The sequence below is a fragment of the Cupriavidus sp. NPDC089707 genome (assembly GCF_044748965.1).
Classification (GTDB): Bacteria; Pseudomonadota; Gammaproteobacteria; order Burkholderiales; family Burkholderiaceae; genus Cupriavidus.
Map to the genome: position 1 here is coordinate 98,469 of NZ_JBIVHB010000018.1, position 13,600 is coordinate 112,068.

At 66.1% G+C, this 13,600-nt stretch carries 14 protein-coding genes; 5 read left to right on the plus strand and 9 right to left on the minus strand.

What is annotated here, in order from left to right:
- Positions 1 to 16: 16 nt before the first annotated feature.
- The 3 genes from ACIP1U_RS24305 to ACIP1U_RS24315 are packed head-to-tail and all read right to left on the minus strand — an operon-like array spanning position 17 to position 2,904.
- Entirely contained in the window at positions 17 to 826 is an 810-nt protein-coding gene (locus tag ACIP1U_RS24305; protein ID WP_400320430.1) for a putative hydro-lyase, read from the minus strand.
- A gap of 33 nt (positions 827 to 859) precedes the next feature.
- Positions 860 to 1,615, minus strand: coding sequence for a LamB/YcsF family protein (locus tag ACIP1U_RS24310; RefSeq protein ID WP_400320432.1), 756 nt, complete (start codon positions 1,613 to 1,615; stop codon positions 860 to 862).
- A gap of 41 nt (positions 1,616 to 1,656) precedes the next feature.
- Positions 1,657 to 2,904, minus strand: a complete 1,248-nt coding sequence (locus tag ACIP1U_RS24315; protein ID WP_400320434.1) for an MFS transporter — start codon at positions 2,902 to 2,904, stop codon at positions 1,657 to 1,659.
- A gap of 310 nt (positions 2,905 to 3,214) precedes the next feature.
- Between ACIP1U_RS24315 and ACIP1U_RS24320 the strand changes: the two genes are divergently transcribed.
- From ACIP1U_RS24320 to ACIP1U_RS24330, 3 genes are all read left to right on the plus strand, one after another.
- Complete coding sequence (locus ACIP1U_RS24320; protein ID WP_400320436.1) at positions 3,215 to 3,883, plus strand: GntR family transcriptional regulator; 669 nt, start codon at positions 3,215 to 3,217, stop codon at positions 3,881 to 3,883.
- 148 nt (positions 3,884 to 4,031) lie between these two features.
- The gene (locus tag ACIP1U_RS24325; RefSeq protein ID WP_400320438.1) at positions 4,032 to 4,622 is read left to right on the plus strand and encodes a helix-turn-helix transcriptional regulator; all 591 of its coding nucleotides are present in this window, start codon (positions 4,032 to 4,034) and stop codon (positions 4,620 to 4,622) included.
- Between the two features lie 58 nt (positions 4,623 to 4,680).
- Positions 4,681 to 5,316, plus strand: a complete 636-nt coding sequence (locus ACIP1U_RS24330) for a ProQ/FinO family protein (RefSeq protein ID WP_400320440.1) — start codon at positions 4,681 to 4,683, stop codon at positions 5,314 to 5,316.
- A gap of 22 nt (positions 5,317 to 5,338) precedes the next feature.
- Here the strand turns inward: ACIP1U_RS24330 and ACIP1U_RS24335 are convergent, their stop codons facing one another.
- Positions 5,339 to 6,184 carry a class II glutamine amidotransferase gene (locus ACIP1U_RS24335; protein ID WP_400320442.1) on the minus strand — a complete coding sequence of 282 codons (846 nt, stop codon included), beginning with the start codon at positions 6,182 to 6,184 and terminating at the stop codon, positions 5,339 to 5,341.
- A 461-nt stretch (positions 6,185 to 6,645) separates the two neighbouring features.
- Here ACIP1U_RS24335 and ACIP1U_RS24340 point away from each other — a divergent pair, with 461 nt between their 5' ends.
- Positions 6,646 to 6,954, plus strand: a complete 309-nt coding sequence (locus ACIP1U_RS24340) for a DUF2188 domain-containing protein (RefSeq protein ID WP_400320444.1) — start codon at positions 6,646 to 6,648, stop codon at positions 6,952 to 6,954.
- Positions 6,955 to 6,982: 28 nt separating this feature from the next.
- Here the strand turns inward: ACIP1U_RS24340 and ACIP1U_RS24345 are convergent, their stop codons facing one another.
- The 5 genes from ACIP1U_RS24345 to araD form a co-directional block, all read right to left on the minus strand.
- Entirely contained in the window at positions 6,983 to 7,924 is a 942-nt protein-coding gene (locus tag ACIP1U_RS24345; protein WP_400320445.1) for a 2-hydroxyacid dehydrogenase, read from the minus strand.
- Between the two features lie 65 nt (positions 7,925 to 7,989).
- Positions 7,990 to 8,979 (minus strand): tripartite tricarboxylate transporter substrate binding protein, encoded by a 990-nt coding sequence (locus tag ACIP1U_RS24350; RefSeq protein WP_400320447.1) that lies wholly within the window; start codon positions 8,977 to 8,979, stop codon positions 7,990 to 7,992.
- A 139-nt stretch (positions 8,980 to 9,118) separates the two neighbouring features.
- Positions 9,119 to 10,120: a Bug family tripartite tricarboxylate transporter substrate binding protein gene (locus ACIP1U_RS24355; protein WP_400320448.1), complete on the minus strand. Its 1,002-nt coding sequence runs from the start codon at positions 10,118 to 10,120 to the stop codon at positions 9,119 to 9,121.
- A gap of 71 nt (positions 10,121 to 10,191) precedes the next feature.
- The gene (locus ACIP1U_RS24360; RefSeq protein WP_400320450.1) at positions 10,192 to 10,911 is read right to left on the minus strand and encodes a ribonuclease activity regulator RraA; all 720 of its coding nucleotides are present in this window, start codon (positions 10,909 to 10,911) and stop codon (positions 10,192 to 10,194) included.
- 25 nt (positions 10,912 to 10,936) lie between these two features.
- The gene (araD, locus tag ACIP1U_RS24365) at positions 10,937 to 12,676 is read right to left on the minus strand and encodes an L-arabinonate dehydratase (RefSeq protein WP_400320451.1); all 1,740 of its coding nucleotides are present in this window, start codon (positions 12,674 to 12,676) and stop codon (positions 10,937 to 10,939) included.
- Positions 12,677 to 12,863: 187 nt separating this feature from the next.
- Here araD and ACIP1U_RS24370 point away from each other — a divergent pair, with 187 nt between their 5' ends.
- Complete coding sequence (locus ACIP1U_RS24370; RefSeq protein WP_400320453.1) at positions 12,864 to 13,565, plus strand: GntR family transcriptional regulator; 702 nt, start codon at positions 12,864 to 12,866, stop codon at positions 13,563 to 13,565.
- Positions 13,566 to 13,600 lie beyond the last annotated feature (35 nt).

Consider the following 13,600-nt stretch of genomic DNA (forward strand, 5'->3'; position numbering starts at 1 on the left):
AAGAGACCCGGCGGTCTCAGACGTGGTACGTGCTGTCCGGCACGTCGGTGATGAACATATGGCCCGGCGCGTGGGTCACGGCAAACGGCACGCCTGACGCCATCACTGCCGCCTGGGGTGTCACGCCGCAGGCCCAGAACACGGGAATCTCGCCCGGCTCGATGCGCACGGCGTCGCCGAAGTCAGGCTTGCCGATGTCGGCGATGCCCAGCGCGGCCGGGTCGCCCACGTGGACCGGCGCGCCATGCACCGAGGGGAAACGCCCGCTGATGGAGACGGCATCGGCAACGCGATGCGCGGGGATGGGCCGCATCGACACCACCAGCTCGCCATGCAGGCGGCCGGCGGGACGGCACTGGCGGCTGGTGCGGTACATCGGCACGTTGGAGCCGTCGACGATATGGCGCACCTCGATGCCGGCCTCCTGCAGCGGCGTCTCGAAGGTGAAGCTGCAGCCGATCAGGAAGGTGACCAGGTCCGGATGCTCGGCCCACAGCGGCGTGGCATCGGCCACCTCTTCCACCAGCTTGCCGTCGCGCCAGACGCGGTACAGCGGGATGTCGGTGCGCACGTCCGCGCCTTCGGCCAGCAGGGTCTGGTGCGCGCCCGCCTCGATCACGTCGAGCACGGGACAGGCCTTGGGATTGCGCTGCGCGTACAGCAGGAAATCCCAGGCCCAGTCGCGCGGCAAGGCGATCATGTTGGCCTGCGTCATGCCCGGCGCAATGCCGGCGGTTGGCTGCACGGTGCCGGCGCGATAGCTCGCGCGCGCTTCGCGGGCGGCGTTCACCGCGGCGTGGGCGCGTTCCAGTGCGGATGCTTGCATGTGTGTTCCTCCAGTGTGTTCAGAACCGCCGACTCACGCAAAGGCGCGAACCGTGATGCCGTCGCGCTCCAGCGCGGCGCGCACGGCGCGCGCCATCTCGAGCGCGCCATCGCTGTCGCCATGCACGCAGATCGATTGCGCTTCCACGCGCGCCGCGCTGCCGTCGATGGCCTGAACCGTGCCTTCGCGCACCAGGCGCAGCATGCGCTGCGCCACGTCGGCGGCATCGTGCAGGACCGCGCCCTTTTCGCGGCGGGACACCAGCGTGCCCTGCGGCGTGTAGGCGCGGTCGGCGAACGCTTCGGCAATCACGCGCAGGCCGGCCTCGCGCGCCCAGCCCACCAGCGGCGAGCCCGCCAGCGCCACCAGCGCCAGTTCCGGGTTCACCGCGCGGATCGCGGCGATCACGTCGCGCGCCTGGCGTTCGTCGCTGGCGATGGTGTTGTAGAGCGCGCCATGCGGCTTGACATAGCGCACGGTGGTGCCGACGGTGGCGGCCATACCCGACAGCGCGCTGATCTGGTAGATCACGTCGGCGACCAGGTCGGCACTGGCCACGTCCATGTTGCGGCGGCCGAAGCCCTGCAGGTCAGGATACGAAACGTGCGCGCCCACGGCGACGCCGCGCTCCGCCGCGGCCTTCAGCGTCTGCAGGATGCCCGCCGGATCGCCGGCATGAAAGCCGCAGGCCACGTTGGCGCTGCTGACGATATCCAGCATGGCGGCATCGTTGCCCATGCTCCAGGCGCCGAAGCTCTCGCCGAGGTCGCTGTTGAGATCGATATGCATGATGTGGTTTTGGTGCTTCAGGGCTTCGGTGCTTCAATGTTTCAGTGCGCCGCCTCGGCCTCGCCGAGCAGTTCGCGCCCCTGGGTTTCCGGCAGCATCAGGCAGGCAATGACCACCAGGGCATAGGCCCCGGCCGCCAGGTAGCCGATCGCCACGCCCAGCGACATCGATGCGCTCATGTGCCCGATCATGGCCGGGAAGATCGAACCGACCGCGCGGCCGAAGTTGTAGCAGAAGCCCTGCCCCGAACCGCGGATATGGCTGGGGTACAGCTCGGTCAGGTAAGCCCCCATGCCCGAGAAAATGCCCGACAGGAAGAATCCGAACGGGAAGCCCAGCAGCAGCATCGTCGAGTCGGTGATGGGCAGCTGCGTGTAGCAGATCACCAGGACGGCCGCGCTCACCGCGAACAGCATGAAGCAACGGCGGCGACCCAGGTGGTCGGACAGCCAGGCGCTGGTCAGGTAGCCGGCGAACGAGCCCGCGATCAGCACCATCAGGTAGCCGCTGGTGTTGAGCACCGACAGGTTGCGCTCCATCTTCAGGTAGGTGGGCAGCCAGGTGGTCACCGAATAGTAGGCACCCTGCATGCCGGTCGCGAGCAGGCTGGCCAGCACGGTGACGCGCAGCACGCCGGGCTTGAAGATCAGCATGAAGTTGCTGCTTTCGCCGGTGCGGGCCAGCTTGGCCCGGGTTTCGCGGTACACCTTCGGTTCGCTGATATTGCGGCGGATGTAGAGGATGAAGCCCGCCGGCAGCACGCCGATCCAGAACAGCACGCGCCACGCGTATTGCTGCTCGACCAGGGCATAGACCGCCCAGAACGCAATCGCCGAGAGCCCCCAGCCAACCGCCCAGCTGCTCTGCACCAGGCCGACGGCCTTGCCGCGGTGGCGGGCGCGGATCATCTCGGCGATCAGCAGCGAGCCGACCGACCATTCGCCGCCGAAGCCCAGGCCCTGCAGCATGCGCGTGACGAACAGCTGCTCGGGAGAAGTGGTGAACCCGCTCAGGAAAGTGAAGAAGCTGAACCAGAGCACGGTCAGCTGCAGGATCCGCACGCGGCCGTACTTGTCGGCCAGGATGCCGGCCAGCCAGCCGCCGACGGCCGAGCTGATCAGCGCGCCGGTCGCGATATAGCCGGCTTCGGCCTTGGTCATGCCCCACACGAGAATGAACGTGGGGATCATGAAGGTGTAGATCATGTAGTCGAAGGCATCGACGCCATAGCCGACGAAGGCGGCAAAGAGCGTCTTGCGCTCTTCTCCGTTAGTTTCTTTAAGCCACATGGTTGCGCTCACTGAGAGATGGACAAAGCGTGGGAAAAAGCTCGTCGCATTGACTCACGACGATGTTCGTTTTCATCGGCGTTGTTTAGCAAATCGCATGCCATGTTGATCTATCGGCACGTATCACTCAACCACCGCACTGTTATTGTTGAACAATCTTTGGTGTTGATCGATCATGGTATACACCTAAGGCACCGTTACGGGCCATCGTCAGCACCATTGCTGTGCACATTGTTCAACAATGTGCCTTAGTGCGCTAACATCCGGTCACGGTCCCACCGGAATGAGCCGGTGCCCGATCCAGCCACCAATGTCCTCCAGTCCTGACGTCAAGAATTTGGCCGAGCGGGTCACGGAACAGATCCGCCAGCGCATCGTGCATGGCGAGTTCGAGCCGGGGCAGCGCCTGTCGGAAGCGGCGCTGAGCGAAAGCCTGCAGATTTCCCGCAACACCCTGCGCGAGACCTTCCGCGTGCTGACCAAGGAGGGCCTGCTCAAGCACGAGCCCAACCGCGGCGTGTCGGTGGCGATTCCCAGCATTGCGTCGATCATCGACATCTATCGGGTGCGCCGGATGATCGAATGCCAGGCCATTGCCCAGGCCTATCCTAGCCATCCGGCCCGCAAGCACCTGCGCGAAGCGGTGGAGACGGGGCTGCGTTGCCGCGACAGCGGCGACTGGCAGGGCGCGGGCACCGCCAATATGGAATTCCACATGGCGATCGTGGAGTTGGCCGACAGCGAGCGCCTGAACGTGATGTTCTCCCACCTGCTCGCGGAACTGCGCCTGGCGTTCGGCATGCTGCACGACCCGGAATTCCTGCACGGCCCTTACGTCGAGATGAACCAGCACATCCTGCAGCTGTTCGAGGCCGGCAAGCTGGCCGAATGCGCGGCGGCGCTGAACGACTACCTGACACAATCCGAGCGCATCGTGCTGTCGGTATGCGCGCGCCATCCGGTGTTCAAGGGGCGCTGAAGCGCTGTGAAGTGATGTGAGGGGATCTGGCGCACCCCGTTGGCGTTATTTACAGGTGCGAAAGCGTCGTCTAGTCTTCACCTGCATGGGAACCCGGCGGCACGCGGGTCGGCGCAGCGCAGCAGCTTCGGTAATTTTCCAGACTGCCATGGGGAACGAGATCGGGAAGGACCGCACGGAATTCGCGGATCATATGCTGGATGCCATGTTCCTGGTCGATACCAGCGGCCGCATCCAGTACGTCAGCGCGGCCTGCGAAGGCATCCTCGGCTACACGCCAAAGGAAATCACCGGCCAGTCCATCATCGACCTGGTGACGCCGGACGACCGCGACCGGACCCTGATCGAGGCCAAGGAAGTCATGGCCGGCAAGAAGCGGATCGGCTTCGAGAACCGCTACCGGCACAAGGACGGCAATGAGGTCCATATCATGTGGTCGGCCGGATGGCTGCAATCGGAGCGGATGCGCGTCGGGGTTGCGCGCGATGTCACGGCATTGCGGAAGAAGAGCGTGGTCGAGCTGGGTCTCTCGTTTTCCCCGGTGCCGCTGGCGCCCCATGAGCAGAAGGTCCTGCAGTTGCTGCTGACCGATGCTTCGGAGAAGCAGATCGCCCAGCGCCTCGGCCTTGCCGTCTCCACCACCCATTCCTACATCACCACGATCTTCCGCAAATTCGGCGTGAGGGGCCGGGCCGGGTTGATGAGCCTGTGGCTTGAAAACCTGTCGCGCGAGCGCTGATCCGGTGTGCAAGACGGCACCCTGATACAATGCCGCGACGTTTACATGTGTTGACATAATGGGCTTCGAACAACTGGCGGCGCTGAAGGCAAAACTCGTGGAACAGGCAAAGGCCGAAAAGGCGGCCGAGTCTGCAAAGCGAACCAAGAGCACCAACGGCACCAAGGGTACTCACGACACCAAGGACGCCAAGGGCAACAAGGGCAACAAGCCGCCGCGCGCACGCAATGCCGCGCCGGCCACACCGGAAAAACCCGTCGATCCGGTGGTCCTCGCTATCGCCAGGCTGCAAAAGCGTTTCCCCACCGTCTTCCCCAAGAGCCCCGCACCAAAGGTGCCGCTCAAGGTCGGCATCTTCCAGGACCTGGTCCAGCACGCGCCGGAACTCAAGCTGACCGAGGCCGAACTGCGCGACGCGATCCGGACCTGGTGCCGCGGCGCACGCTACTGGAACTGCATGGTGGAAGGCGCGGCGCGCGTGGACCTTGCCGGCGAGGCCGCCGGACAGGTTACCGAAGCCGATGCCCGGCGCGCGCGGCACCTGCAGCGCAGCCGCCCCGCCACTGGCAAGCCGCAACCCAAGCAACCGGCACAATCCGCACAATCGGCACAACCGACGCAATCGGCAGAACCGGCACAGCAAGCACTGCCGGCGCAATCCGCAGAGCCGTCGACGCCCGAAAACCCCGCCTGATTGCCAGCAGGCACGCAAGCGCCTAGGCCGACGGCTCCGGCAGCCGCGGCACGAAGCGCTGGTGCTCGATCTGGCCATTCCGGGCAACCAGGATGGTCGCTTCCGGGATCTCCTCCCAAACCCCCTGCACGTCGATCAGCGGCTCCGACAACACCAGGAACGCATCGTCGCCAGCGGCGATGATGCGCGGGTCGTCCGGATAAAGCGCGCGAAGCTGCCGGAACGAGGTGCTGTGGAACAGCGAGCGCGATGCCGTCTCGCTGGAATAGCGCGCCGCAACGACCTGCTGGCCATCGGTCACGCACACCGTCATGTTGAGCGGGAACTGCACGTCGTTGCGATGGCCAACCTCCTCGATCAGCCCCGCCATCTGCTCCAGCGCGCCACGGGGGTCGCGCTCCAGGCCGAAGGTCAGCGCGAGGAAAAACATCACCTCCGAGTCGGTCGATCCCTCGATCCAGCGGAACAGGTGCGGCGCCACGGCCATCATCAGGTCGCGCCGCAGCAGCGGATATTCGCGGACCAGCCCGTTATGCACGAACAGCCAGCGGCCGAAGCGGAACGGATGGCAGTTGGTCTCCTGCGTAGGCGTGCCGGTGGCCGCGCGGACATGGGCCAGGAACAGCGGTGCCCGCACCGCGCGCGCGGTCTCGCGCAGGTTAGTGTCGCTCCATGCCGGATGCAGGCAGCGATAGCGGAACGGCACCTCGGAATGCCTTCCATACCAGCCGACGCCAAAGCCGTCGCCATTGGTGGTGGTATGGCCGAGCCTGGAATTCAGGCTCTGGTCGATCAATGAATGTTCCGGCTGGAACAGCACCGCTTCCAGCGGAACGGATCTGCCCGAGTATGCCAGCCAGCGGCACATGATATGTCTCCTCGACAAGTGCGGCCCGGTGCCTTCAGTTGTAGGACGGCAACGGCGGAACGGCAAAGTGCATGCTGGGTGTGGCGATGAAGTGGTGCCGACGGTGGCTTGCGTATGCTGCCTGCAGCACGCGCTGCGGATACTCCCGCGCAGGACACGGGTCGCCCGGAGCGAAATCTCTACACGTGCCCGGACAGATCACGCATTTTTTTCAAACGGATCTGCTGCTTCTAATGTTGCGACGGGGCTGGGCAAGCTTCATGGCGTGATGCGGTCGACCGCACTTCCCAAGGTACGGGACTTGCGAGCAAATAATCCGGGCGCGGGGACGCTAGAATCGGCTGAGTCTGGCTGTATGTAACTCGCGAGTTCCAGGCGCACCCGTTCGGGGCAGTCCCATGCCAGCTTGTGTCTACAATGTTTGAGGGGTTCCTTTGGCCCCGCCACGGAGGAAGTAGCCAATGCCTGTTCAGAACTGCAATGTGCATGTTGTTTTCGATGGGCACTGGGCAATCGCGGCTGAGGGGGAAGGACGCCTCCAGGTCGGCCTCGACATGACCAGCGCCATCGCCCTCGCCACGTCGCTCGCCGTGGAGCGACAGGCGATGCTCTATGTGCACGACAAGACCGGCGACATCATCCAGCGTATCGATTGCTCCCGTGCCATACCGTCCACTGACGTTGTGCCGCCGGTTGCACATGTCGACAAACCGGTGCTGCCAGCCGAACCACCGGGGACTCCTGAAAGCGCCCGCAATACCTCGGTTTGATCCCCCTGCCGCCGCGTTCAAACCAGTATCAGATCGCCGACTTCTTCACCGCGCCGGTGGCAAAGAACTGCTGAAGGTTCTCGAACACCAATTCCGCCATCGCCTGCCGCGTTTCATGCGTGGCGCTGGCGATATGCGGCAGCAACACGACGTTGTCCAGTCCGAACAGCGCCTCGGGCACGTTCGGTTCGTCCTCGAATACGTCCAGGCCGGCGCCGGCGATACGCTGCTGCGACAGCGCGTCGACGAGCGCCGCCTCGTCTACCACCGTGCCGCGGGCGATATTGATCAGGAAGCCGCGCGGGCCCAGCGCATCGAGGACGGCGGCGGACACCAGGTGACGCGTGGCGGGACCGCCGGCGGTGGCCACAACAAGGTAGTCAGCCCATCGCGCCAGCGCTTCCAGCGACGGCTCATGGGGATAAGGCGCGTCGTCGGCCGGGTTGCGGCTGTGATAACGCACTTCCATGTCGAACCCCACCGAGCGATGCGCGATGACGCGGCCGATGCGGCCCATGCCGATGATGCCGAGCCGCTTGCCGCTGACGCGCGTCGCCAGCGGGAACGGCTGCCCCTGCGGCCATTCACCGCGGCGCACGAAGCGGTCGGCGGCGCTGACCTTGCGCGAGACATCCAGCAGCAGCGCGAACGCGGTATCGGCGACGCAGTCGTTGAGCACGTCTGGCGTATAGCCCACGGCGATGCCGCGCTGACGCGCGGTGTCGAGATCAAGCTTGTCCAGGCCGACGCCGAAGCTGGAGATCACGCGCAGCAACGGTAACGCGGCCAGCAGCGCGGCATCGGCGCCGATGGCGGCACGCGTCGTCAGCGCGACGAACTCGCTGCCGTGGCGGGCCAGGAAGCCGGCGGGATCGGTTTCGGCCCAGAACGGGTGAACGTCGTAGTGCTGGGCGAGGCGCACTTCGGTGGCTTCGGGCAGGCGGCCGTGCTGCAACAGGCGGGGTTTCATGCGCAAGGATTCCTTTGAGGAGAGGTTCGATTGGCGTTGTCGGGATGAGCGTCGTGTGCGTCGGGTCATTCCGGCTGGATGCCGGCGTTTTTTGCCACCTTGGCCCACTTGACCATCTCGGTCTGGATAAAGCCCGAGAACTGCGCGGGGCTGCCGCCGGCGGGTTCGATGCCTGCCGCCAGCAGGCGTTCGCGCACGTCCGGCGCGGCCAGCGCCTGGTTGATGCCGGCATTGAGCTTGTCGATCACAGCCTTGGGCGTGCCGGCGGGCGCGAGCACGCCGCCCCAGGTGCTGGTGTCGTAGCCCGGCAGACCGGCTTCGGCCATGGTGGGCAACTGCGGCGCGATGGCCGCGTGCTTGGTGGTGGTGACTGCCAGCGCCCTCACCTTGCCGGCCTTGACCTGCGGGTTGATCGCGGCCACGGTGTCGAACATCAGCGAGACGCGCCCGCTGGTCAGGTCGGGATGCGCCAGCGTGCTGCCCTTGTACGGAATGTGGACCATGTCGAGGCCGGCCATGCTCTTGAACAGTTCGCCGGAGAAATGTGGAGCACCGCCCGAGCCGCTCGATGCGAACGACAGCTGGCCGGGATGCGCCTTGCCGTAGGCGATCAGTTCCTTGACCGACTTCGCCGGCACCGAGGGCGAAACCACCAGCATCAGCGGCACCAAATGTGTCAGCGCGACCGGCTCGAAGCTCTTGACGGTGTCGAACGGCAGCTTGCGCACCATGTTGGGGTTAATGGCGTGGCTGCTTGCCACCAGCGCCAGCGTGTAGCCGTCCGGGGCCGCCTTTGCCACCAGGTCGGTGCCGACGATGCCGGTGGCGCCGCTGCGGTTGTCGACCACGACGGACTGTCCCCAGGCCTCGGTCAGCTTCTGGCCGACCAGGCGTGCAACGAGGTCGATGGCGCCGCCGGGGGAAGCCGGCACGACGATGGTGATGGGCTTGGTGGGATAGCCCTGGGCGTGGGCGGCGGTGGGGGTGAAGGCGATGCTGAGGGCTGCCGCGGCGAGCGCCGCGGCCAGCCGGGAGGATCGGAAGTTGATTGTCATGGTGTCTCCTGCCTGATTGTTCATGAATCGGAGCCGGCGGTTTGCTCCCCTCTCCCGCGCGCGGGAGAGGGGCCGGGGGAGAGGGGAGCTTGCGCGACGGCTCGCGCCGGGATTCAGTGTCCGACGTGGCGACGGCCGCTTACTCCGCCTTCGCCCCCGACTTCTTCACCAACGCAGCCCAACGCGGAATCTCCTTGTCCATCAGCCCAGCCAGCTCCGCGGGCGTGCTGCCCACGATTTCCATGCCAAGCTGCTGGCTCAACCGCTGCTGCACCGCGGGTTGCTTCAGTGCACGGACGACTTCAGCGTTCAGGCGCTGGACGATTTCCTTTGGCGTGCCATGCGGGGCATACAGCGCCTGCCACGACACCATCTCGAAGCCGCTGACGCCGGCCTCGGCCATGGTCGGCACTTTGGGCAGCAGCGCCGAGCGCTTCGGCGAGGTCACGGCCAGCGCGCGCAGCTTGCCGGCCTTGATCATGGCCTCGCCCGCGGTGAGCTGGTCGAACAGGAACGGCACCAGCCCGGCCGCCACGTCCTGCACGGCTTGCGGGCTGCCCTTGTAGGGCACGTGGGTCATCGGCACATGGACCAGGTCGGCGAACAGCTCGCCGGCGAGATGGGTCGACGTGCCCGCGCCGGACGACGCAAAGCTGAGGCCGTTCTTCTTTTTCGCGTAGGCGATCAGTTCCTGCACGTTGCTGACCGGCAGCTCCGCATTCACCATCAGCACGTTCGGCACATAGCCGACCAGGCTGACCGGCTCGAAGTCCTTGACCGGGTCGTACGACAGGTTCTTGTACAGGCTCGCGTTGATGGCGTGGGTGCTGATGGTGCCGCCGAACAGCGTGTAGCCGTCCGCCTTGGCACGCGCCACGTAGCCTGCCCCCACCGCCCCTGCAGCGCCGGGCCGGTTCTCCACCACCACCGGCTGGCCGAGGGCGCGCGAGACTTCCTGGCCGATGGTACGCGCGACGATATCGGTCGAGCCGCCCGCCGCAAACGGCACTACCCAGGTGATCGGCCGCGACGGCCATTTGTCCTGCGCCTGCGCCGGCGCGCCCAGCGCGCCGAGGCCGAAAGCCACGCACGCGGCCAGCGTGCGGGCGCTGCGCCTTGCGGCTGCAATCCCTTGCTTCATGATGTCTCCTGCCATGGCCGGTCGCGCCGGCCTGTGTTGTTGTCGTTGGCGTGTTAGGCGGGGCGAAGCGGCTAGCGCCCGTTGGCCTTGCGCCAGGCCACGAAATCCTCGCGCGCCTGCTCGCTGGTCGGCGGGTAGAGTCCGATGATCGAGCGGCCCTTGCTCACTTCCTCGGTGACAAAGTCCTCGAACGCCGTCATCTCCACGGCCTCGGCGGCGATCTCTTCGGCCAGGTGCGCCGGGATCACGATCACGCCCTCGCCGTCACCGACCACCACGTCGCCGGGAAACACCGCAACATCACCGCAGCCGATCGGCACGTTGAATTCCAGCGCCTGGTGCAGCGTCAGGTTGGTCGGCGCCGAAGGCCGCTGGTGGTACGCCGGCATGGCCAGCCGCGCGATCTCGGGCGAATCGCGAAAGCCGCCGTCGGTGACGATGCCGGCGCCGCCGCGCTGCATCAGCCGCGTGACCAGGATCGAGCCCGCCGAGGCCGCGCGCGCATCCTTGCGGCTGTCGATCACCAGCACGGCGCCCGGCGGGCACTGCTCGATCGCCTGCCGCTGCGGGTGCGCGGGATCCTGGAACACGGTGATGGGGTTGAGGTCTTCGCGCGCCGGGATATAGCGCAGCGTGAAGGCCTCGCCCACCATGGCGCCGCCCTCCGGATTGAGCGGGCGTACGTCCTGAATGAACTGGTAGCGCAGGCCGCGCTTGAACAGCGCGGTGCACAGCGTGGCGGTGCTGACGGTCTTGAGCTGGTCCCGTACCGCGGGGCTAAGTCGGGTCATGGTGGTCCTTGCCGGTCTGGTGGCGTCAGTAGATGCTCGGTTCGCCGGTGGGCGCGCCGAAGTCGGTTTGCAGGAAATCGAAATCGCAGCCTTCGTTGGCCTGGCGGATATGCTGGGAGAACATCCAGCCATAGCCGCGCCCGAAGCGCGGCGGCGGCGGCGTCCATTGCGCACGACGGCGCGCCAGTTCTTCGTCGGAGACTTCCAGGTGGATGCTGCGCCGTTCGATGTCGACCGAGATCAGGTCGCCGGTGCGCACCAGGGCGAACGGTCCGCCCACGTACGATTCGGGCGAGACATGAAGGATGCAGGCGCCGTAGCTGGTGCCGCTCATGCGCGCGTCGGACATGCGCAGCATGTCGCGCACGCCCTGCTTCACCAGTTTCTTCGGGATCGGCAGCATGCCCCACTCCGGCATGCCGGGGCCGCCCTGCGGACCGGCGTTGCGCAGGATCAGCACGTGGTCGGCGGTGACGTCGAGGTCGTCGCGCTCCACTGCTTCCTTCATCGACGGGTAGTCGTCGAACACCAGCGCCGGGCCGGTATGGCGGAAGAACCGTTTCTCGCACGCGCTGGGCTTGATCACGCAGCCGTCCGGCGCGATGTTGCCCTTCAGCACCGCCAGCGCGCCTTCCTGGTACAGCGCATTCTCCGGCGTGCGGATCACGTCGTCGTTGTAGACCTCGGCATGGGCAATGGTTTCGCCCAGCGGGCGCCCGGTAATGGTGAGCGCGTCCAGGTGCAGGCGATCGCTGATGCGCTGCATCAGCGCAGGCAGCCCGCCCGCGTAGAAGAAGTCCTCCATCAGGTACTTGTCGCCGCTGGGCCGGATATTGGCGATCACCGGCACGCGCCGGCTGGCCGCGTCGAAGTCTTCCAGGCCGATGTCATGGCCGGCACGCCGGCCCATGGCGATGACGTGGATGATCGCGTTGGTGGAGCAACCCATCGCCATCGCCACGGCAATCGCGTTTTCATACGCCTGGCGCGTCTGGATGCGCTGCGGCGTCAGGTCTTCCCACACCATATCGACGATGCGGCGGCCAGCCTCGGAGCACATGCGGATATGGTTGGCGTCGGCCGCCGGGATCGACGAAGCGCCGGGCAGCGTCATGCCGATGGCTTCGGCAATGGCCGTCATCGTGCTGGCCGTGCCCATGGTCATGCAGGTGCCATGGCTACGGGCAATGCCAGCCTCGATGCCGGTCCACTGCGCGTCGGTGATATTGCCGGCGCGGCGCTCGTCCCAGTATTTCCACGCGTCCGAGCCGGAACCCAGCACGTTGCCCTTGTAGTTGCCGCGCAGCATCGGCCCGGCGGGAACAAAGATGGCCGGCACGCCGGCGCTGGTGGCGCCCATCAGCAGGCCCGGCGTGGTCTTGTCGCAGCCGCCCATCAGCACGGCGCCGTCGATCGGGTGCGAGCGGATCAGCTCTTCCGCCTCCATCGCGAGGAAATTGCGATAGAGCATGGTGGTCGGCTTGACCGAGCTTTCCGACAGCGAGATCGCTGGCAGTTCGATCGGAAAGCCGCCGGCCTGGAGGATGCCGCGCTTGACGTCGTCGACGCGCTGCTTGAAGTGGGCGTGGCAGGGATTGATGTCCGACCACGTATTGATGATGGCGATGACCGGCTTGCCCATCCACTCACCCGGCGAGTAGCCCATCTGCATGATCCGGGACCGATGCCCCGACGAACGCAGGTCATCGGGTGCGAACCAGCGCGCGCTGCGCAGTGCGTCCGGCGTTTTCTTGCGAGCCGTCATGTGTCTCTTCCACCTTGTTGTCTTATGCCTGGCGATCACGCCGCCAGCCACCCTTCGAAAACATTAAAGCACTAATATATTAGTACGTCAATGTAAGAGAATGCGGGTCAAATCCCTTAGAATCCAGCGCATCAGCAACGCCTCGGCGCCACCGGTGTGGCGATCCAGGCATGCGCCGAGCTTTCTCATGCCATCCGCAACCGTTCCTACCGCCGCCAAGTTCCAGTTCGACCGCACGCGCCACGCGGCCCCGCAGGTGTTCGAGCACATGCGCGACCAGATCATCTCGATGGCCCTGCCCCCGGGCACCGTGCTGTCGCGCCCCGAGCTGGCCGACCAGTACGGCATCAGCCAGACGCCGGTGCGCGACGCATTGATCCGGCTGGGCGAAGAAGGCCTGGTCGACATCTTTCCGCAGCATGCCACCGTGGTCAGCCCGATCGACGTCGCATTGGCCACGCAGGCGCATTTCCTGCGCCGTTCGGTCGAGCTGGAGATCGTGCGCACGCTGGCGCTGCAGGCCGACCCGGTACTGGTCGAGCGCCTGCGCGCCACGGTCGCGCGGCAGCGCATGATGCTCGAGCTGCAAGACCTCGACGAATTCAACGTCAACGACCAGGCCTTCCACCGCGAACTCTACGAAGCGGCCCGGGTGCCCGACCTGTGGACCCTGGTGCGCCGGCAAAGCGGCCACCTCGACCGGCTGCGCCGCCTGCACCTGCCGATTCCCGGCAAGGCGACGGCGGTGCTGCGCGACCATGACGCCATCGTCGATGCGATCGCGGCCGGGGATCCGGCGCGTGCCGAGAGCGCACTGCGCGCGCACCTCTCGGGCACGCTGGCCAATATCGACGAAATCCGCGGGCGCTTCACCGATTATTTCCGCTGACGGCACCGCTGAAGGCACCACACCTCGCCGCATCT

What these genes read in the sequence shown, in the direction of transcription:
- ACIP1U_RS24305 (WP_400320430.1), bottom strand. Translation starts at nt 826, where the DNA reads ATGCAAGCATCCGCACTGGAACGCGCCCACGCCGCGGTGAACGCCGCC.
- ACIP1U_RS24310 (WP_400320432.1), bottom strand. Translation starts at nt 1,615, where the DNA reads ATGCATATCGATCTCAACAGCGACCTCGGCGAGAGCTTCGGCGCCTGG.
- ACIP1U_RS24315 (WP_400320434.1), bottom strand. Translation starts at nt 2,904, where the DNA reads ATGTGGCTTAAAGAAACTAACGGAGAAGAGCGCAAGACGCTCTTTGCC.
- ACIP1U_RS24320 (WP_400320436.1), top strand. Translation starts at nt 3,215, where the DNA reads ATGTCCTCCAGTCCTGACGTCAAGAATTTGGCCGAGCGGGTCACGGAA.
- ACIP1U_RS24325 (WP_400320438.1), top strand. Translation starts at nt 4,032, where the DNA reads ATGGGGAACGAGATCGGGAAGGACCGCACGGAATTCGCGGATCATATG.
- ACIP1U_RS24330 (WP_400320440.1), top strand. Translation starts at nt 4,681, where the DNA reads ATGGGCTTCGAACAACTGGCGGCGCTGAAGGCAAAACTCGTGGAACAG.
- ACIP1U_RS24335 (WP_400320442.1), bottom strand. Translation starts at nt 6,184, where the DNA reads ATGTGCCGCTGGCTGGCATACTCGGGCAGATCCGTTCCGCTGGAAGCG.
- ACIP1U_RS24340 (WP_400320444.1), top strand. Translation starts at nt 6,646, where the DNA reads ATGCCTGTTCAGAACTGCAATGTGCATGTTGTTTTCGATGGGCACTGG.
- ACIP1U_RS24345 (WP_400320445.1), bottom strand. Translation starts at nt 7,924, where the DNA reads ATGAAACCCCGCCTGTTGCAGCACGGCCGCCTGCCCGAAGCCACCGAA.
- ACIP1U_RS24350 (WP_400320447.1), bottom strand. Translation starts at nt 8,979, where the DNA reads ATGACAATCAACTTCCGATCCTCCCGGCTGGCCGCGGCGCTCGCCGCG.
- ACIP1U_RS24355 (WP_400320448.1), bottom strand. Translation starts at nt 10,120, where the DNA reads ATGAAGCAAGGGATTGCAGCCGCAAGGCGCAGCGCCCGCACGCTGGCC.
- ACIP1U_RS24360 (WP_400320450.1), bottom strand. Translation starts at nt 10,911, where the DNA reads ATGACCCGACTTAGCCCCGCGGTACGGGACCAGCTCAAGACCGTCAGC.
- araD (WP_400320451.1), bottom strand. Translation starts at nt 12,676, where the DNA reads ATGACGGCTCGCAAGAAAACGCCGGACGCACTGCGCAGCGCGCGCTGG.
- ACIP1U_RS24370 (WP_400320453.1), top strand. Translation starts at nt 12,864, where the DNA reads ATGCCATCCGCAACCGTTCCTACCGCCGCCAAGTTCCAGTTCGACCGC.